The 18,443-nt window shown below is 27.1% G+C and carries 19 protein-coding genes; 9 read left to right on the plus strand and 10 right to left on the minus strand.

Features of this window, described 5'->3' with window-relative positions; translation table 11 throughout:
* The first annotated feature begins 5 nt into the window (after positions 1-5).
* Positions 6-518, plus strand: coding sequence for a hypothetical protein (locus tag HNP67_RS04155; protein ID WP_184125218.1), 513 nt, complete (start codon positions 6-8; stop codon positions 516-518).
* A gap of 4 nt (positions 519-522) precedes the next feature.
* Positions 523-1,500 (plus strand): RluA family pseudouridine synthase, encoded by a 978-nt coding sequence (locus HNP67_RS04160; RefSeq protein WP_184125220.1) that lies wholly within the window; start codon positions 523-525, stop codon positions 1,498-1,500.
* Here the strand turns inward: HNP67_RS04160 and HNP67_RS04165 are convergent.
* Positions 1,497-2,462, minus strand: a complete 966-nt coding sequence (locus HNP67_RS04165) for a YitT family protein (protein ID WP_184125223.1) — start codon at positions 2,460-2,462, stop codon at positions 1,497-1,499. The genes HNP67_RS04160 and HNP67_RS04165 overlap by 4 nt on opposite strands.
* 128 nt (positions 2,463-2,590) lie before the next feature.
* Between HNP67_RS04165 and HNP67_RS04170 the strand changes: the two genes are divergently transcribed.
* Both HNP67_RS04170 and udk read left to right on the plus strand, forming a co-directional pair.
* Complete coding sequence (locus HNP67_RS04170; RefSeq protein WP_184125225.1) at positions 2,591-2,965, plus strand: rhodanese-like domain-containing protein; 375 nt, start codon at positions 2,591-2,593, stop codon at positions 2,963-2,965.
* Complete coding sequence (gene udk / locus HNP67_RS04175; RefSeq protein ID WP_184125227.1) at positions 2,965-3,585, plus strand: uridine kinase; 621 nt, start codon at positions 2,965-2,967, stop codon at positions 3,583-3,585. Before HNP67_RS04170 ends, udk begins: the two co-directional genes overlap by 1 nt.
* Here the strand turns inward: udk and priA are convergent.
* From priA to cdaA, 7 genes are read right to left on the minus strand one after another with little or no spacing between them, the layout of a single operon-like run.
* Positions 3,582-5,567: a replication restart helicase PriA gene (gene priA / locus HNP67_RS04180; RefSeq protein ID WP_184125229.1), complete on the minus strand. Its 1,986-nt coding sequence runs from the start codon at positions 5,565-5,567 to the stop codon at positions 3,582-3,584. The genes udk and priA overlap by 4 nt on opposite strands.
* Positions 5,560-6,159: a uracil-DNA glycosylase family protein gene (locus HNP67_RS04185; protein WP_184125231.1), complete on the minus strand. Its 600-nt coding sequence runs from the start codon at positions 6,157-6,159 to the stop codon at positions 5,560-5,562. Before HNP67_RS04185 ends, priA begins: the two co-directional genes overlap by 8 nt.
* A complete protein-coding gene (gene truA, locus HNP67_RS04190; RefSeq protein ID WP_184125233.1) occupies positions 6,152-6,892 on the minus strand; it encodes a tRNA pseudouridine(38-40) synthase TruA in 741 nt (246 codons plus the stop codon). Before truA ends, HNP67_RS04185 begins: the two co-directional genes overlap by 8 nt.
* Positions 6,893-7,732 carry a DUF2225 domain-containing protein gene (locus HNP67_RS04195; RefSeq protein ID WP_184125235.1) on the minus strand — a complete coding sequence of 280 codons (840 nt, stop codon included), beginning with the start codon at positions 7,730-7,732 and terminating at the stop codon, positions 6,893-6,895.
* 4 nt (positions 7,733-7,736) lie between these two features.
* Complete coding sequence (gene acpS, locus HNP67_RS04200; protein WP_184125237.1) at positions 7,737-8,111, minus strand: holo-ACP synthase; 375 nt, start codon at positions 8,109-8,111, stop codon at positions 7,737-7,739.
* Positions 8,108-9,112 (minus strand): CdaR family protein, encoded by a 1,005-nt coding sequence (locus HNP67_RS04205; RefSeq protein WP_184125239.1) that lies wholly within the window; start codon positions 9,110-9,112, stop codon positions 8,108-8,110. Before HNP67_RS04205 ends, acpS begins: the two co-directional genes overlap by 4 nt.
* Positions 9,113-9,116: 4 nt before the next feature.
* Positions 9,117-9,887: a diadenylate cyclase CdaA gene (gene cdaA / locus HNP67_RS04210; protein WP_184125241.1), complete on the minus strand. Its 771-nt coding sequence runs from the start codon at positions 9,885-9,887 to the stop codon at positions 9,117-9,119.
* A gap of 112 nt (positions 9,888-9,999) precedes the next feature.
* On the opposite strand from cdaA, the gene HNP67_RS04215 reads away from it, so the two are divergent.
* The 3 genes from HNP67_RS04215 to trpS all read left to right on the plus strand — a co-directional run bounded on the left by HNP67_RS04215 (position 10,000) and on the right by trpS (position 13,059).
* On the plus strand, positions 10,000-10,857 hold the full coding sequence (locus tag HNP67_RS04215) for an HAD family hydrolase (RefSeq protein ID WP_184125243.1): 858 nt from the start codon (positions 10,000-10,002) through the stop codon (positions 10,855-10,857).
* 61 nt (positions 10,858-10,918) lie between these two features.
* Positions 10,919-12,004, plus strand: coding sequence for an AI-2E family transporter (locus tag HNP67_RS04220; protein WP_184125245.1), 1,086 nt, complete (start codon positions 10,919-10,921; stop codon positions 12,002-12,004).
* A 20-nt stretch (positions 12,005-12,024) separates the two neighbouring features.
* The gene (trpS, locus tag HNP67_RS04225) at positions 12,025-13,059 is read left to right on the plus strand and encodes a tryptophan--tRNA ligase (protein ID WP_184125285.1); all 1,035 of its coding nucleotides are present in this window, start codon (positions 12,025-12,027) and stop codon (positions 13,057-13,059) included.
* Between the two features lie 68 nt (positions 13,060-13,127).
* Here trpS and HNP67_RS04230 read toward each other — a convergent pair whose 3' ends face one another.
* On the minus strand, positions 13,128-14,921 hold the full coding sequence (locus HNP67_RS04230) for a phosphoglucomutase (RefSeq protein ID WP_184125247.1): 1,794 nt from the start codon (positions 14,919-14,921) through the stop codon (positions 13,128-13,130).
* A gap of 145 nt (positions 14,922-15,066) precedes the next feature.
* Between HNP67_RS04230 and HNP67_RS04235 the strand changes: the two genes are divergently transcribed.
* Both HNP67_RS04235 and HNP67_RS04240 read left to right on the plus strand, forming a co-directional pair.
* Positions 15,067-16,533 (plus strand): UTP--glucose-1-phosphate uridylyltransferase, encoded by a 1,467-nt coding sequence (locus HNP67_RS04235; RefSeq protein WP_184125249.1) that lies wholly within the window; start codon positions 15,067-15,069, stop codon positions 16,531-16,533.
* Complete coding sequence (locus tag HNP67_RS04240) at positions 16,521-17,549, plus strand: glycoside hydrolase family 3 N-terminal domain-containing protein (protein WP_184125251.1); 1,029 nt, start codon at positions 16,521-16,523, stop codon at positions 17,547-17,549. Before HNP67_RS04235 ends, HNP67_RS04240 begins: the two co-directional genes overlap by 13 nt.
* 127 nt (positions 17,550-17,676) lie before the next feature.
* On the opposite strand, the gene HNP67_RS04245 is transcribed toward HNP67_RS04240, so the two are convergent.
* Complete coding sequence (locus tag HNP67_RS04245; RefSeq protein WP_184125253.1) at positions 17,677-18,258, minus strand: hypothetical protein; 582 nt, start codon at positions 18,256-18,258, stop codon at positions 17,677-17,679.
* Positions 18,259-18,443 lie beyond the last annotated feature (185 nt).

Genomic DNA, 18,443 nt, shown 5'->3' on the forward strand with positions numbered 1-18,443 from the left:
AGTTTATGCTTATTAGAAGCTTGTTGTTACTTTTTAGTGTTTTGAATATTTATTCAAATTCACTTGATTATTACAAGCCAAATTTTAATTATTTAAAGTTAGGTATTGCTAAAAGTTTGTCATTGCAAGGCAAATCAACTTTCAGTGGCAATTTTGTTTCTCATCAAAAACATAATAATATGTCTGTTGCTGATAATGACGATTCTTTTCTTTATAAAAATATTCAAGAGAATAAAGCTTTAAATCTTGAAAATGATCTTGAGTCAAAATCAGCAAAAGATTTGTTTAGATTTTCAGCTATTAGTATTGGATCTTTCCCAATAGTTTTATTTTTGAGCTTGTTTTTTTTTGATGTGGGCTACTATTTTTATAGTGGAATGAACTCAAATTACGTTCCATATCCTTTTTCAAATGGTCCTAGTTTTTCAAAAGATGAGATTTATAAAAAATTTGTTGTTTCAGCTTCCATTGGAGCAATAGTCGCATTAACTATTGCTTTAATTGATTATTTTCTTTAATGATATGATAAGACTTAAGAAAGAATTTATTGTTAAAGAAAATGCTTTAAGATTAGATCTTTACTTGTCAAGCAATTTAGAGGCTTTTACTAGAAGTCAGATCAAAAGAAGAAATGTAGAAGCGTTTAAAAAGAGTAATGGAAAATTTTTGAAGATAAAATTGTCCAAGCCTGTTTTTAAAGACGATGAAATACTAATTGAATTTGACGAGGAAGGTAGTCAAATTGATTGCCTTAGGCCGAGTAATATCCCCGTTGCTATAATTTATGAAGATTCTAATGTTATTGTTTTAAATAAACCACAAGGAATTTTGAGTCATCCTGGAATATCGCATTGGGATGATACTGTTGTGAATTTTCTTTTATATCATATAAAAAGTTTGAAAGTTAATTTTAATGAAGAAAAAATTAGACCTGGAATTGTTCATAGATTAGACAAAGATACTTCTGGAGTACTAATTTGTGCAAAAAACATTAGCACATTAAGATTTTTAGCTCAGCAGTTTAAAGATAAAAGGACAAATAAAGTTTACATTGCAATTGTTAAGGGTAATTTTAATAGTTTTTTTGGAAGTATTGAATCTTTTATAGATAGAGATAAGCACAATAGGAAAAGATTTAGTGTTTCTAAAGATAGAGGTAAAAAGGCATTAACTGAATATAAATTGTTGCTCAATTTTGGGGAATATTCTCTTTTAGCTTTAAAGCCTAAAACCGGGCGTACTCATCAATTGAGGGTTCATATGAAATATCTTAATTTTCCAATATTGGGAGATGAGGTTTATGGCAGAGTAGACGGCAGTTTAAAAATCACTTTGATGCTTCATTCTTATAAGCTTGAAATTGATATTGGAAACAAATCTTTTAGGAAATTCATTTCGGAATTTCCTAAAAGATTTGTTATTTTTTTGTCAAATTTTTACAAGAGCGATGAATTGAATTTGATTATTGATAATTTGGTTCTCTTTTTAAGAGATTTTTAATTTAAAATTTCTTGTTTTAATGGGATTGGATCAGTTATTATTTTGCCTCCAGTAATTTCATTAGTGTTAATAACAGTAATGAAACAATTTGGATCAACTTTTTGTGATATATACTTAATTCTTGATAAACGCATTATTGGAACTACTATAAATACTATAGTTTTTTCTGTTCCTGCCCATGCCCCTTTTCCGCCTATTAATGTAGCAGCTAATTTCAACTTGTTTGTAAGAAGATAAGCAATTTCTTTTCCTTTATCTGAAATGATTAATATTGCTTTTTGATTGCCAAATCCAGTGCTTGTTTTGTCTGTCATGATAGATGTAACAAATGATGCTATTAGTGTGTAAAGGGCAATTTCAATATTAAAGAAAAATGTTGCAAGTATTAATACTGCTAGATTGACAATGAAGTTTGTTGTTCCAATGCTAATTGAATATTTTTCTTTAATAATCATAGCAATTATATCTGATCCCCCCGAAGATCCTTTGCCTTTAAATACTAGCCCAAGCCCAAGTCCAGAAATAAGTCCAGCTAGTATTGATACAAGCATCATATCGTTAAGATGTATTTTATTTTGTAAAAACTGGGAGTAGTTTATGATAATAGAATATAATCCCATTGAAATCCAACTTTGAATTATAAATGTTATGTTTAAAAATTTTATTCCAATAAGAAATAAGGGTATGTTTAATGCAAATATTGTCCATCCTAAATTGAAGCTTAACAGGTAATGTAGCATTAATGAAATGCCTCCAATCCCTCCACTAAGAAGTCCATGAGGAATATACAAAACATTGGTGGAAATTGCCATTAGTGCAGATCCTAAAGTTATTTGTATTGTGCTATCAAAAATTAATTTGGGATTTTTAGTTATAGTCTTTATTTTTTTTATTAGTATTATGAATAATAGTTTGAGTTTTTTTTTAATTCTACGACAACGTATCTTTTTTTTCTTTTTCATCTTAATGTTAGAGTTACTTTTAAGCTACAAGCTAGTAATTTACTTGAATTCTATATTAATTTTGCAAAAAAAACAATTTTATTCACTTTTTTTATATTTTTTGATATTATATTCATAAAACTATGGCGATGAATTATGCAAGATTTACAGTATTAATAGTTCTGCTTTTTTTTTATATTTGGTTTTTTATTATCCTTAGGATGAAAAGAGTTAATCTGTTTTTGTTGGAAAAAATCCAAAATGGAGCAAAAATTTTGGATATTCGATCTCCCAAAGAATATAGTAAGTCTCATTATTTGAAGTCAATTAACATTCCTTTTAATAATTTATTTGCTAAAAAGGATAAATTAGGTGATTTTGAATCTCAAATAATTGTTTATGGTAAAAGTTTTAATAAGTCTTACGAGGCTAAAAAAGTTTTAAAAAGTATGGGATTTAAGAATGTGTTTGTGGCTGGTACCTTGAAAGACATGCCACAAACGAAAAAAAAAGAAGTTGGTTGATGGCTAAGATTATTGGGATATCTGGTGGTTCTGGAAGTGGAAAAACTACAGTTGTAAGCAAGATTAGTGAATTTATTCCAGAATTTGTCCTTATTTCTCAAGATAATTACTATAAGAGCGTGGGTGATTATGAACATGAATTTTCTAAGGTAAATTTTGATCATCCAGACGCTTTTGATAATAATTTGTTTTACGAGCATTTGAAATATTTAAAAAAAAATAGTCCAATAGATATGCCCCTTTACGATTTTATTAATCATAAAAGACAGCTTAAAACGGTTTTGGTTGTTCCAACACCTGTTATTATTGTTGAGGGTATTATGATTTTTGTTGAAGAGAGAGTAAGAAATTTAATAGATCTTAAAATATATATTGACACCCCAAATGATATTAGATTTATTAGGCGCTTAAGAAGAGATATTTCTAAAAGAGGACGTACTGTAGAGTCGGTGATTGATCAGTATTTAAACACCACTAGATGGGGTTATTATAGGTTTATTGAGCCTACTAAAGAATATGCTGATCTTATTATTCCTGAGGGAGGTCATAATGATAAAGCGCTTTATGTGCTTTCAACGTTTCTTAAGTCTTTAAGTAAAGAGGGACTAGATTTTACCTAAATTAATGATATTGGATAATAATCTATTTCAATGTAAACAGTATTTGTCTTTTTTACCTTTTCTTTTGTATTGTTAACTAATTTTTCAAGCAGGCTGTAGGATTTTGATAAGTATATTATATTGTATCTGTAATTTTTAGATATTTTCTTCATAATAGCTTCTGATGGGCCTAAGTGTTCAATTCCTTCTTGCAAAAATTCTTTAGATTTTTCAAAAAATTCCCAACATTTTTGTTTAGCAGATTCTTCATTTTTACTTCTAAATATAATTCTAATAATTTTGTTAAACGGAGGATAGTTCAATTTTTTCCTTATATCTAGTTCTTGTTCGTAAAATTGTTCATATTGGTTTTTATAAGCATATTTTATGGCGTAATAATTGGGATTTTTTGTTTGTATAATAATTGTGTTGTCATCTTTAAATCTTGCGGCTCTTCCCATAATTTGTGAGAGTGTTGTAAAAATTCTTTCGCTACTTCTAAAATCAGGTAGTCCCATTCCAATGTCTGCGTTGATTATACCTAGTGTTTTTATATTTTCAAAATTGAATCCTTTTGCGATTATTTGTGTTCCAATAAGTATGTCTATTTCTTTATTTTCGAACTTATTTATTGAATCTATATTTTCTATTTTTCTAATATCGGAATCGATTCTTGCAATTTTTGCATTTGGCAAAAATTTTTTTAATTCTTTTTCAACAAGTTGAATTCCATAAGTTTTGTATTTAATGTCTTTTGATTTGCATTGAGGACAATGGCTTGCTGTTTTTGTTTTATAACTACAATAGTGGCATAAAAGTTTGTTTTCTTTTTTGTGGTAAATCAATCCAAATGAGCAATTTGGACAATAGATTGTGTGCCCGCATTCGTTACATTCGAGATTTTTTAGATATCCTCTTTTATTAATGAAAATTAAAGATTGTCTTTTTTCATTTAAACTTTTTTGTATGCTGTATAACAGCTCTGATGAAATTGTGCTAGGTTCTTTTTTCATGTTTATTATTTTTATATCTTCTATTTTGCTTTGAGAGAATTTGTTTTGCATTATTATTTTTTTTATTTGGTTATTTTTCATTGCATGGTATGCTTCAAGAGAAGGTGTTGCGCTTCCCATTACAAATTTGGCATTAAATTTTTTTTGCAAAAAAAATGATATATGTCTTGAGTGAAATCTTGGAATATTTTCAGATTTGTATGTAGTTTCGTGTTCTTCGTCCATAATTATTAATTTTAATTTGGTGAAAGGTAGCATTAGAACACTTTTGATGCCAACTACAACCAAGCTTTCTCCATTTTTGACTTTATTCCATATTAAATTTTTATTAGAATTTGGAACTTTAGAGTTATATTCATAAATTTTATGGCGCATATTTAATGTATGTTTTATTCTTTTTATTATTTGATATCCCAATGATATTTCAGGAATCAAAAAAAGTACTTGTTGTTCTAGTGCTAAATAGTATTCACACAATTTGATAAATATTTCAGTTTTTCCAGATCCAGGTATTCCAAAAAGGTAAAAAACATTAGTTGTTTCTGACTCTATAATTTCTTTGTAAATATTTTGTTGTTCACTGTTTAGCTGAAGGCGCTTTTTATGATCTGAATGCTCATTTATTGAAGAAAATGTTTGGGAGTTGTTTTTAGATTTTGAATTTTTGGGCAATCCAAAGAATAAAGTTTCTCCAAATCCCGAAAATGTTTTTTTACTAATCCAATGTGCTAAATTAATGTTGTGTTCTGTTATTATTTTAGTTGTATCTATTATTTTAATAATTTCTTTTATTTTGAATTCAAATTTTTCTTTGAATTTGTCTTCAAAATATTTTTTAATAATTATTCCAATTTTGTTAGATCCATTAAAATTAACCATTACTCTTATTCCAATTTCTAGATTCAAGTTGAATCTGTAAAGAAAAAGTTTATTTAAAGGAATATTTATTGCAATTTCATAGTAATAAGTTGAATTATAATGCTCAACCATATTTTATTATGCCTTTTATTATTTTTAAATCTTGCCATATTTCTTTTTTTAATTCTGGATTTTTTATTTGATTTGTAGGAAGATATGTAAAAACTAATGGAATGCCTTTAAATCTTAGTTCTATTCCTCTTACAATTTGAATTCTTAACGGTTGATTTAAGAAAAAATCTATTTCTTCGCAAGATAAAATTGCTTTAGGATTTTTGTTGCTTATTTCTAAGTTAAGTGATTCAATAGTATCTATTATTTTATAATTATGTATGTTTATGCTTTTGCACCATTTTGTTATAATGTCCCTTGAAGGTTCGTTTAGATAGTTTTTGCTTACATATATTATGATATGGTCGTTTATACTTTTTTCTTGTAAGTTATTATTTAGCAATATTTTTGTTGAATTTTTGTTTTCTAAGGGTAATTTTTTAGGTTCTTTGCTATTTTCGGTTTTTTGATAAGTTTTAGTGTTTTTAGCTTTTTCTATTTTTTGTTTAATTTCATTGTTTATTTCTTCAAAATTTTCTGTAATTTTGCCTTCGATATTATTTGTTAATATTTTAAGTAAAAAAAGTTTTTTAGTTAAAATATTATTATTCATAGTAAACCCTGTCTAAAAATAAAGCATTTGCAGGTGCAGTTGTTCTTGCAAGGTTTCTATTTTTGGATTTTAGTATTGTTTCAAAAGTAGAAATCGATTCGTTTTTTATTTCAATGTCCAGCATTGTGCCTATTATTGACCTTACCATTTTCCACAGAAAAGAGGATCCTATTATTTCAAAAATAATATATTTCCCCCTTTTTTTAAATTTGGCAAAATGTATATGCCTGAATTTAGATTTGCTTTTATCTTTTATGCATGAAAATGTGGTAAAATCGTGGTTGCCAATCAATGTTTTAGCCATTTGGTTTAAATTGCTTATGTTTAGTTTTTTATTTACATAGTGAGCTTGATAGCTTTCCCAGGGATAGTAGTTGTCGCTGTTTAATATACAATAGCTGTATTTTCTTTTTTGGGCGCTAAAACGTGGATGAAATGAATTTTTCACATACTTGAGCTTTAGTATTTTTATACTGTTTTTTAATAATATTGCATTTAAAGCTTTTTTTAGATTGTTTAGCTTAATATTAATACTCATATCAAAAGTTATTATTTGTCTTTTTGCATGAACGCCCTTATCTGTTCTTCCAGATGAATGAATTTTTACTTTTTTTTTGTTGATTTTCATTAGAGCTTTTTCAATTTCTCCTTGAACCGTAGACTTTGTTGGTTGTATTTGAAATCCATGGTATATAGATCCGTCGTAAGCGATTTCAGCCAGTATTTTTTTCATTTATTTAAGATTTTTCATTTCCTTTGATATTTTAAAGTAAACTTCTTTGATTTTATCTAAAAGTATTGAAGGCTTTTCTTTTGAAAATTTACCCATGCCTGCTATTTTAGAAAGAGTGGTTTTTATGTCGCTTAATTGTTTGTATCTGTATTCCTTATTGTCTTTGTTCCCATAAAAGTATTCTAGAAGACCTGATAAGTATAGCACACTGTCATAGCCATAATTTTTATCTGTATCTGGGCCAAATATGGTTGATGTGCTAACAGGTTCTGAATTGTCTTTATCTTTTTCAATAACTAGTTTATAAAGATATGCAGCTTTGTGATAAAATATTTTTTGAAGATAATTATAGTTTTTGTTTGGCTCTTCTTTTTCAAGGTCTTCAAATGTCCAAGCGGCTCTTATTGCTGATTTTGCTTGATTTAACGTGGGGCTGTAATTCTTGTCTAAATGCTCATAACATAGCATGGCAAGAATATAACTTGCAGCTCCTTCTTTTAATGTCCTAGGTTTACTGAAGTTGATCATGTTGTCAAAAATCGTATCTATTTTTTTTCTTTCGGATTTTTTATTTTGCAAAAATTCTTTTTTATTTTTAGGGATTGAATTAAATTCGCTTGGAAATGCTGCAAAGTAGCATTTTGGGCATACTGTTACAGAATATATTCTAGGATAAATGATGCCATATTTGTCGTTTTTTATATACTCTCTTTTTAGATCAATTTTTAACTCTCCAGCTATTAATCTGCTACTTCCAGTCAAAAATTCTTCTTTTTGAAATTTAAAAGAGCATACAGGGCATTCAATTTTTTCTTTTGTAAAATATGATATTTTTTTCATGAATTTAATTTTCTACTATTACAAATGCAATAGCGTACTCCTTTTCATGGGATATTGTTAGGTATAGCTTTAAATTCATTTTTATTACAAATTTTTCAATTTCATTATGCAAATGAAATTCTGCATTTCCTTTTAAAGATTTTATTACCTCAATATCTTTAAGGGTATAATTTATTTTATATTGCAACATTGGGCTTAATGCTTTAATTAAAGATTCTTTAGCTGCAAATTTTCCAGCTAAACTTTCTATAATGTTGCCCCCTTTTAATTTAAAATTTTCAATTTCTTTATTTGTAAAGAACCTCTCCATTTTTTTTTTATTTTCTAAAAAATTTTTAAATCTTGCTACTTTTATTATATCACATCCTATTGACTTCATGGTTTGATCTCTGAGCTGTCAATTATTTCTAGTTTTATTTTTTTAGGTTCATAATCATATATTTCTGTTTCATTGATATTTTCTTTAAGAATTATATTTGTAGCAATGTTATAAATTCCGGGAGTTTTTATATTTGCTAAATCAAAGGCAAGACTTATATTTTGATTGTTTATATGAGCTTTAATTTGTTTTTCAGAAAGTCTTGTTTTTATTTTTACAAACATTTTGTTTTCTGAGTTTATTATTTTTTCTTTATTTTTAATTTCAAGGCCATTTTTAAGATTATTAAAAATAAGATTAGGAGATTTAATTGTTGTATTTGAATATTTTTTGTTTAAATAAATATTGACTACCACATGGCTTTTTTCAAACATAACTAGAGGATTTGGTGGAACTACTTCAAGATAATCTGATACAAATAGGGTTCTTGTGTCAAACTCTTTTACGTTGGTTTGAATAGTGTTTATTTTTTTAAGTTCTTGTTCAGGTCCATATACTAATAAATTTTCAGGCAATATATTGTATTTTGCAATAAAATATTCTCCCTTGCCATCTTTTTCTATAAGTTTAAACTTGGGTTCTATTTTGACTAATTTAGAGATTTTGTTATCAAGATTTAGCAATATATTTGTTTTTGAAAGCTTATATTCTGCAATGTGTATTGAGTTAAGATTTTTTATTTTTATTGGTAGCTTATAGTTTCCAGGAATCTTTATGTTTGATGCTTCAATAAATAATATTATTTTATTAAGATCAAGGTATTTTAAATCATCTTTATTGAGTTTTATTGTAATTTTGACTTTGCTAAAGTCTGGCATTTTCCCAAGAGTTATTTGATCATTCAAGATAATTTTGAATTCTTTTTCAGTTGTTATTGATTCTATTTTGTTGAAATTAAATGCTACAAACATTAGAATAGCTATTAAAATGGAAATAGCTTTGTTTTGCCAATCATCAAATAGTAATTTTATTATATTTATTAATTTTTTGCCCATTTTCATTATTTTACTCTATTAACTCGAGATTTAACTTATTTCTAATTTCACTTAAGCTTAAATTGTATTCCAATTTTGCATTGATTGTAATAGAAATAGACCCAGTCTCTTCGGAAGTTATTATTGTTATTGCATCCGAATTTTCAGAAATCCCAAGCCCTGCTCTGTGTCTTGTTCCAAACGCTTTGCTAATAGAATCAACATTAGATAATGGTAAAAATGAGCCTGCGTATTTTAATTTATTTTTACTAATTATTACAGCTCCGTCGTGAAGAGGAGTTTCGCGCTCAAATAGTGATATTAGTAGTTCACTAGATATTAGCGCATCAATTTTAGTTCCTTTGTTTATTATTTGCTCCAACTGTATTTTTTTTTCAATGCATATCAGGCTGCCAGATTTGTTTTCAGACAGGTGTTTGACTGCTTTTAGGATTTCAGAAATAACTTTTAAAGTTTCTTCTTTTTTATTTGAAAGCTTAAAGGCTAAATTGAAATTTCCAATTTGCATTATTATTTTTTTTATTTCTTGATTAAAAAGTATGACTATTGCTATTGGTAATATATTGGCTATATAATTTAACAGCCAACTAATAGTATAGAGATTTAAATAATATGAGATAATTCCTATAGAGATGATGATCAACATTCCTTTTAATAGATTTGTAGAATAAGAATTGATTACGTTTTTATATACGTAGTATACTAGGATGCTGATTAAGCTTAGATCTAAAGTTCTTGAAAAAGTATCTTTTATCTGATTTAAATCATTTATGTCTATCATAAATTTTCTACTCAATGTGGAAACACTGTACTTATTAACCTATATTAGTATAATATAAAATATATAAATAAGCATGGGTTGTAATTATTTAAATTAAATTGTTTTTTAATTTATGAATGAAAGAGAAAATATTATAGCTTTAATATTTGATTTTGATAATACTCTTATTTATGGTAATATGCAGCAAGTACTGTTTGATGAGTATTGTGTTGATTCTTGTTCCTTTTGGAAAGAAGTTGAAGGCTTAGAGTATGTTTATAAACAAAATGGTTATAATATAATTTCTAATGAAATGATATATTTATCCCATTTTTTAACCTACGTAAGGGAGGGGTTTTTTAAAAGACTGGATAATAGAGTATTATTTAATTTGGGTGCTAAGTTAAAATTTTTTGAAGGGGTTATTGGTTTATTTGATGAGATATCTAAAATAAATAAGAAGTTAGAAGGTAATAATTCGCAGGTTAAAATTTACATTGTTTCAAGTGGATTTAGACAAATGATTTTGGGAAGCAAGGTTGCGCCTTATGTGAGCAAAGTGTGGGCATGTGAGTTTATAGATTCTTATTTGATGCCTTTTTACGAACTCAGAGATGATAAATTTTCTAAAAATAAGATTTTAAGCAGTGTTTGCTACTTTGTAGATCATACAATAAAAACTAGAGTTATTTTTGAAATCAATAAAGGGTCTTATGAGAAGATTAATGAGAGAGTGCCAAAGAGTAAAAGACAAATTCCTTTTAAAAATATATTTTACATTGCAGATGGATTTAGCGATATTCCGGCATTTGAAATCTTAAATAATATTTTAAAACATTGTAGAAATACCTTAACAGTGTATCATGGAAATGATAAGAATGCAAAAAAATTGTTTTATGAGAATAGAGTGGGAGATTTTGCTGAGGCCAATTATAGCAAGGGCACTAAATTGTATAATTGGATAATGGAGAAAATTTGCTTGAGTGTATAGGTTATTTAACTTACTTTTGTTTAGTCGATAAAAGCAGTTAAAAAACGAAAAGAGGGGGAATATGCTTAAAGATTTAAATACAAATCAAGGGTTAAAGCCTTGGAGAGTGGAATCTGTTTTTTATTGTATTTTCATAGTTTTAATATTTATTGGGGCCTTTAAAATAGCAGAAGCCGTATTTAAACCTTTGGCTATTTCCATAGTGTTGGGATTTTTGGTGTATCCCGTTTATACTTTTTTAGCAAGATTTAAAGTTCCCAAATTTTTAATAGTTTTTATTATATTTTTTTTATTATTTTCTTTTTCTTATTTGATTTTTAGTTTTGTTTATTACAGCGTTACTGTTTTAATGAAGCAATTGCCCTACTATCAAAATCAATTGGCATTTATTATGAAAGATGTGCTCAGTCGATATAAAGTTGATAGTTCTGTTATTAATGATATGAATTTTTCTGGTTATATTTATCCATTTCTAACAAGAGCTTATAATGAGATAATTGGATTTACAAGTAGTTTAGTAATAGTCTTTTTGTTGTTGTATTTTTTGCTTTCAGAAATACATGTTTTTGGGATAAAGCTTGATAAAGCTTTTAAAAAGCCAATATCTACTAGATTTATTGGAGCTTTAGATACCATTAATAATCAAATTGGCAAATATTTGGGGATAAAAATTCTTGTGAGCTGTTTAACAGGCATTTTAGTATTTATTGGGTTAACTTTGTTTGGACAAGATTTTCCTCTTGTTTGGGCAGTTCTTTCTTTTGTTTTTAATTTTATTCCCAGTATTGGGTCCATATTAGCTGTATTTTTTATTGTAATCACATCTTTAATTCAATTTTATCCAAATTTAAATATAGTGCTTTATATTTTTATATATAATACTTCTATTCAAATGTTGATTGGAAATATTCTTGAGCCAAAAATGCAGGGCAAAAGACTTGATATTTCACCATTTTTGCTATTATGTTTTTTGTTTTTTTGGGGATGGCTTTGGGGTATTGTGGGTCTTTTAATAGCTTATCCTTTTACTGTGATTGTAAAGGTGATAGTTGACAATGTAAGTTGGCTTAAGTCTTTTTCTGTATTTTTAGGTGGTTCTGAGATCTTAAGTAATGTTAGCATTTCGGATAAAGGCAAGGAGATTTGATTTTGGAAAGAAGAAAGGTTATGCTTACGGGAGATAGGCCTACTGGTGCTCTTCATTTAGGGCACTATGTGGGATCTGTAGTAAATCGGTTAAAATTTCAAGAAGAGTATGAAACATATTTTATTATAGCCGATTTGCATACTTTGACTACAAGGCCCGACTTGAAGAGCATTAATGCAATACCTTTTAATGTTAGGGAAATGGTTTTAGATTATCTTGCTTGTGGAATTAATCCTGATAAGGTTAGTATATATCTGCAATCAGCCATACCCGAGCTTTTTGAACTCCATTTAATATTTTCAATGATTGTTACTGTTGCGCGCTTGCAAAGGATTCCAAGTATAAAAGATATGAGCATTGCGGCTGGACTTAAAGAGATTCCTTATGGTCTTTTGGGATATCCCGTTCTTATGAGTGCAGATATTTTAATGACAAAAGCAAATTTAGTTCCCGTTGGGCGTGATAATGAATCTCATATTGAATTTGCAAGAGAACTTGCAAGAAGGTTTAACCATTTGTACAAAAATAATTTTTTCCCAATACCCGAATCTGTTTTCACGGATTCTCGTCCTTTGGTAGGTATTTACGGTAAAAATAAAATGAGTAAGAGTCTTAATAATGCAATTTTTTTAAACGATGATGAAAATTTGTTAGAAAAAAAAATTATGTCTATGTATACAGACCCAAATAGAATAAGGGCAGATATTCCTGGTAATGTTGAAGATAATCCTGTTTTTATTTATCATGGTATTTTTAATAGTAATCATGAAGAAGTTGAGGACCTTAAAAATAGGTATAAGAAGGGCAAAGTAGGTGATGTTGAGGTTAAGAAAAAATTGTTTTTAGCTTTGAATAGCTTTTTAAAACCAATAAGGGATAAAAGAAGTTTTTATGAATCCAAAAAAAAAGATTACATTGATGAAATTATTTTTGATGGAACAAGCAAGGCAAGGTTTGTTGCAAATAAAGTAGTAAAAGATGTTAAGGATTTAATAGGACTTTCAAAAACTTGGAATGGAATAAAATGTAGTGCTGAGAAAAAATTTAAAAATTAAGAATGAAAATTATTGATTTTATGTTAGACTTATATTGACAATTAACTTATTATTTAAATCAAACAATATTAATTATTAGGTAGATTTGCCTTTTTTATTAATCTTTTATTAAATTCTAGTAGTTTATGTAAAATGTTTCTTTTTGCATAAATAACTTCGCTGAGTACTCTTGTTACTGGTTCTGTCTTTGAGATTCTCATCCATAAGGTTGCAACAATTTCTTTGTTAGTTTTTAACAATACCTTTAATCCTCCCGAAGAATCTCCTGTTCTAATCTTAGATTGTATTTTGCCTTCATAGTTAATGATTTCATAATCAACCACTGATAATTCTTGAAATAACTTATTGCTTTTTATTTCTTTAATCAATAGATTTTCATAATTGCTTTTTAAAATTTCTTGATTTTTTATTTTTAGATTTGTTAAATTGGCTTTCTTGGATGATACTATTACATTACTATAAAAATTTGTTGTATTTAAAATATCTTTTAAGTCGTACTTTTCTTTATAGTAGTTTTTAGACAATTTACACCATACTTGGTAAAGTTCTTTCATTTTTAATAATTTTACTATACTAAGCAAAGTAGTAATTGGGTCTCTTACCCTTGAAGGGTGGATTATGCAGCCTCCATTTGATCCCTCTCCTGAGATTTTTACAATCAATCCCTGAGCCCTTAAATCATCCGCCATTTCTATTAGATTAGCTTCTCCAACCTCTACTCTATAAACTTTGGCGTTAAAAAAATTTGCAATTTTTTCAATATTTAGAGATGTTGCATCATTGGTTACTATTGCTACATTATTTTTTATTCCTATGTAATGAAGATAGCTAAGCTCTGAAATTACTACAAGTGCAAATATTTTTTGCGCTTCGATTATATTTGCAGTGTTATTGGCTTTGTCTATAAACACTAGATTACCCCTATCTCCATCACAATCTGGTACGTATCCTAGCTCAAAAGAATTGTCTTGTATATATTTATTTTGTAGCAATTTTTTACATTCATTTAAAGATTTTCCTTCAGGAATAATATTGTGCTTAAAAATACCTATTTCTTTATTATATAATTTTACTTTCAATCCTAAAGATTCTAGCAATTCTTTATCTATTGAATTGATTCTAGAGCTTCCATTCATTTCTGCTATTATTCCAATTGGATTTTTTAGTATTCTTTTTTTTAAAATTTCGATATTTTTATTGTTAATGTCGTTTTCATATGCTATTTTATGTATTAGTAATTTATATGTTTCGTAAGATTGGTTTTTATTTTTTCTTTCTGATTTTATTATTTTATTATAATTCTCTAAATGGGATTTGTCTTCATCAAATTTGTTTAGAGTGTTAATTAAATGGTTTATTAGATTTTCATTTTGGCTATTGTTTTTAATTTGTTTTATTATTTCGTGAGTTTTTGCGGAATTTAGTACACCACCATCGTTTAATCCTATTTTTATCCCATTGTATCCTGTTGGATTATGACTTGCAGAGATGTAAATAAAGCCCTTTGAATCTTTACTGTTTTTTGTATAAGCTAAAATTTCAGTTATCGGAAGTATTCCAAAAAACTTAATCTTTTCTTTGTTTGTTATTAATATTTTTATTGTTATTTCTGCAATAATGTTGCCAGTTGGTCTTGAATCTAATCCTAATCCAATGTAGGGCTTAGGTTCATTTTTAAAATAATTTGATATTGTGAAGATTATTAGTGCTATTAGCGCTTTATCTTCATTGTTTATTTCGTTTTCTATTGAATCTTCGTATTTTGATTTTGCAAAAATTTTTCTAAAACCTGAAGGAGAAAGTATCATCTCATCAAAAGCTTTTTTAAAATTTTTCATGTTAAGTGAATATTGTTTAAGCATTTAAATTTCTTCTCATTGATATTCTAGCCATATTATTGCTATAATTAATAAACATAATAATATGGTCACTTATATTATTATACTTAAAAATATGGTTTTTGGGTTATATTAATAAGCTTTTCTTTAAGGGTTTTGGTTTTAATTGGTGAATGTTAAAGTTGATAAAATTTTTTCTGAAATGATACTTGAAAAACTTAATTCTGGTGAGTTAGGAATTAATAATTTTGAATCCATTAAATATTTTCCTTGCGATAGCCATGAAAATATTTTAAATATTTCAGATAAAATTTTGAGGTTTAAGTTTCACAAAGGGTTGGTTGAAGATAATTTAAAAAAATATTTTCATGATTTTTCTAAATTTTTGTGCTCAGAAGAAGATGATTGTTATATTTTTTCTTCTTGTGATCTTGAAAATTTAGGACTAATGCTTTTCCCGTATCTTTCTTTTGGAATTTTAAATGGGGGTTCTGCAACAAGTTATTTTGATTTGACTAAAAATAGGGCGTTAAATGAGGATTTATATATGCTATATGAATCTAAAATACTTGAATTTAAAGAAAAATTTGGAGAATTCCCAAAGGGGATAACACCAGCCTATATTAATAAAGATGGTAGTTTTGGATTTTCATTTTTGGCTTTGAAAATCAGGCATCTTTTAATGGTTGCTAAAAGATATGAATCTTTTTATGGCAAAATGATCAAGCCCTCAATATTTCAAATGACTAGTTGCAAAACGGATGAATTTATTTCAAAATTTTTGGATGATTTATTTTTGGATGATTTGATTAGAAGTGTAAATTTTTGTTCTCTTAAAAAAGAAGATGTTTTCACAGCTGTTCAACCTTTAGTTTATTGTTATGAAAAATTGAATAGCTCTAATTATCAATATTTTACTCTCAAAGATAATAAAAATGCTAATTCTATTTTGGCTTTGCCTGCCGGGCATGGTCAAAATTTCAAAATTTTAAAAGATATTTATTTAAAGCTTTATGAGTCTGGGAAAAGATTTATATACATTGGCAATGTTGACAATATGGGCTTTACAATTAATTTTAAAGCACTTGCTGTAATGGCTTTGACCAATTGTTCTTCTGGGTTTGAATTTAGTTTTAAAAGCAAGGCGGATTTTAAGGGAGGGATATTGGCAGTAAACGGTGAAAATCGGTTAACTTGTGTTGATATTGGCGGGGGGATTTCTTCAGAAATTGTGCAAGATTTTGAAAATAAGGGTAATGGACTGTTATTTAATTGTGCAACCGGGCTTTTTAATTTAGAGTATTTGATAAAAAATATTGATGAAATAATAGAAAAAATGCCCATTAGAATTATAGAGCAAGATAAAGAAATTGGTAAATATATTTCGGTTGAGCAAATAACGTGGGAAGTGCTAAAATTAATGGAAAATCCATTAATTTTAGCGGTTGATAGAAATAAAAGATTTCTTCCTGCAAAGTTATTTGTTGATATGTTACTTAATAGTAATCTTGAAGATAGATGTGGATATTGTTATAAGAATAGGATCGATAATTCTGCTAAGAATTTTAGTGCTCTTTCTAATTTGTTATCAAAAGATTATGGTTTGCTTTATGGGCTATATAAATGGACTTTTTGAAAGCCCTATTTTTTTTATTTTTTAGCTTTTTTTGTTTAAATTTATTTGCAATAGAATCTTTACCAGAAATAGATTATGAATATTTTAACAAGGATAAATCAGATCTTGTAGATTTGATAAAATTTTTAGGTGAATTAGATTTTCAAACTATTTTAAAAGATAGAAACTTATTTATTGGGATTAGAAATTTAACAAATTTCAATAATGTTCAAGGTCTTAATAGCAATGATATTAATAGAATAAAAAAGATTAATCCAATTGGTATAATTTTATTTAGAGAAAATTTAAAAGATGCTGAGCAGACAATAGGATTGATTAGTGCAATAAAGAGTCATATTGGACATGATATTTTTATTGCTATTGATGAAGAGGGGGGGATAGTTAGTAGGGCTAGTGAAAATAAGAAAATGGGGGTTTATAATTTTCCGGCCATGGAGCGCGTAGGGGGTGTTAAAGATTTGCATCTTATTTATAAAATTGGTGAAGTTCTTGCTAAGCAATTGCGAAGACTGGGTATTAATTTGAATATGGCTCCAGTTGCTGACATAAAATTTGTACCACATACTCCTTTGCTAAATAGGACATTTGGAGGATATTCCGCTTATAATATTGGACTTATGGTAGAAGCTTTTATTGATGGGATGCAGAATTATGGGGTATTTTCGGCAATCAAACATTTTCCTGGATTAGGAGGAACAACTACAGATACACACAAATATTTAGCGTTTTTGCCTTATAGTAAAAGTTTTTTAATGTTAAATAATTTTGTTCCATTTGTTTTTGGTAAAGCTGCTAGATTTATTATGATTGGTCATGTAAATGTTCCTAAAATTTCTAAAGATATAACTAGTATGTCTAGAAGTATTGTTAATATTATAAGGGATAATTTAAATATTACTAGTATTATGATGACAGATTCTTATGATATGGGAGCAATTACAAGAAGTTTTTCTAATATTGAAAATGCTATTAAGAAGTCTTTAAGTTCAGGTATAAATATAGTTCTTATTCCCTAGTGAAATTGTTTTAAAGATTTGGTTTTGGTCTTTGGCAATTTGTTGATTAAATAGCTAATTTCAATAATTTATGTAATTTCTTGTTTTGTTAGAAATTATTAAAAAAATGACAAAGGTGTTTAAATTTTTATGGTATAAATATAGAAATTCCTAGATCTAAAAGAATAAATTCTTTAAAAGAAGTTGATAATTTATAGTAAATGCTATAGTTATTAGGTATGAAATCAATTTCAAATTTGAAGGCAATTATGGGAAGAGTTGGATAGAGAAATGCGTTAGTTGTTTTTCCTATAAATATAGTAGTTCTTAGGGTTAAATCGATTTGAGTTCCAATGAAGAATTTTATGGTAAGCGTATCAGTCAAAATTGAATATTTAGCAATGTAAATAGTGAAAGCTAAATTGAAATAAGTATTTGAAATAAAGTCTTTATTTATTGGGATGGTAATAAAATTTATGGGACTGAATTGTATTTCAATCCATTCATTATAAGATGTCAATATTCCTATAAAGGGAATGTATTTATAGTTTTCATTATAAAAGATAGGATTTATGTAATTATGGCAAATTATACCTATTTTTAAGTTTTTTTTTATAATATCCTCTTTAGGGAATTCCCAGTGAGAAGTAGTTAATTTATTTTGAAGGCAAAATAAATTAACACTATTTATTAATAAAAAAAAAATGGATAATATAGCAGTATATTTCATTAGTAGTAAAAGTTGCTTTATTTATGGTAATTAATAGTATAAGTATATACAAATTAACAGGTTTTTTCTAGGTTGATTTGTTTTTTTATCCTTTCTATTCTATCTATCTATTTTTTTCTATATTTATACTATTAAATAATATTTTATAATATTATTTAATAGTATAAATATAGAAAAAAATAGAT

The organism is Borreliella californiensis, from assembly GCF_014205885.1.
Lineage (GTDB): Bacteria > Spirochaetota > Spirochaetia > Borreliales > Borreliaceae > Borreliella > Borreliella californiensis.

Coding starts and splice junctions, on each gene's coding strand:
- HNP67_RS04165 (WP_184125223.1), bottom strand. CDS start 2,462: ATGAAAAAGAAAAAAAAGATACGTTGTCGTAGAATTAAAAAAAAACTC.
- HNP67_RS04240 (WP_184125251.1), top strand. CDS start 16,521: ATGGACTTTTTGAAAGCCCTATTTTTTTTATTTTTTAGCTTTTTTTGT.
- acpS (WP_184125237.1), bottom strand. CDS start 8,111: ATGAAGTCAATAGGATGTGATATAATAAAAGTAGCAAGATTTAAAAAT.
- truA (WP_184125233.1), bottom strand. CDS start 6,892: ATGAAAAAAATACTGGCTGAAATCGCTTACGACGGATCTATATACCAT.
- HNP67_RS04185 (WP_184125231.1), bottom strand. CDS start 6,159: ATGAATAATAATATTTTAACTAAAAAACTTTTTTTACTTAAAATATTA.
- priA (WP_184125229.1), bottom strand. CDS start 5,567: ATGGTTGAGCATTATAATTCAACTTATTACTATGAAATTGCAATAAAT.
- HNP67_RS04195 (WP_184125235.1), bottom strand. CDS start 7,732: ATGAAAAAAATATCATATTTTACAAAAGAAAAAATTGAATGCCCTGTA.
- HNP67_RS04220 (WP_184125245.1), top strand. CDS start 10,919: ATGCTTAAAGATTTAAATACAAATCAAGGGTTAAAGCCTTGGAGAGTG.
- cdaA (WP_184125241.1), bottom strand. CDS start 9,887: ATGATAGACATAAATGATTTAAATCAGATAAAAGATACTTTTTCAAGA.
- udk (WP_184125227.1), top strand. CDS start 2,965: ATGGCTAAGATTATTGGGATATCTGGTGGTTCTGGAAGTGGAAAAACT.
- HNP67_RS04205 (WP_184125239.1), bottom strand. CDS start 9,112: ATGAAAATGGGCAAAAAATTAATAAATATAATAAAATTACTATTTGAT.
- HNP67_RS04245 (WP_184125253.1), bottom strand. CDS start 18,258: ATGAAATATACTGCTATATTATCCATTTTTTTTTTATTAATAAATAGT.
- HNP67_RS04170 (WP_184125225.1), top strand. CDS start 2,591: ATGAATTATGCAAGATTTACAGTATTAATAGTTCTGCTTTTTTTTTAT.
- HNP67_RS04155 (WP_184125218.1), top strand. CDS start 6: ATGCTTATTAGAAGCTTGTTGTTACTTTTTAGTGTTTTGAATATTTAT.
- HNP67_RS04230 (WP_184125247.1), bottom strand. CDS start 14,921: ATGCTTAAACAATATTCACTTAACATGAAAAATTTTAAAAAAGCTTTT.
- HNP67_RS04215 (WP_184125243.1), top strand. CDS start 10,000: ATGAATGAAAGAGAAAATATTATAGCTTTAATATTTGATTTTGATAAT.
- trpS (WP_184125285.1), top strand. CDS start 12,025: ATGCTTACGGGAGATAGGCCTACTGGTGCTCTTCATTTAGGGCACTAT.
- HNP67_RS04160 (WP_184125220.1), top strand. CDS start 523: ATGATAAGACTTAAGAAAGAATTTATTGTTAAAGAAAATGCTTTAAGA.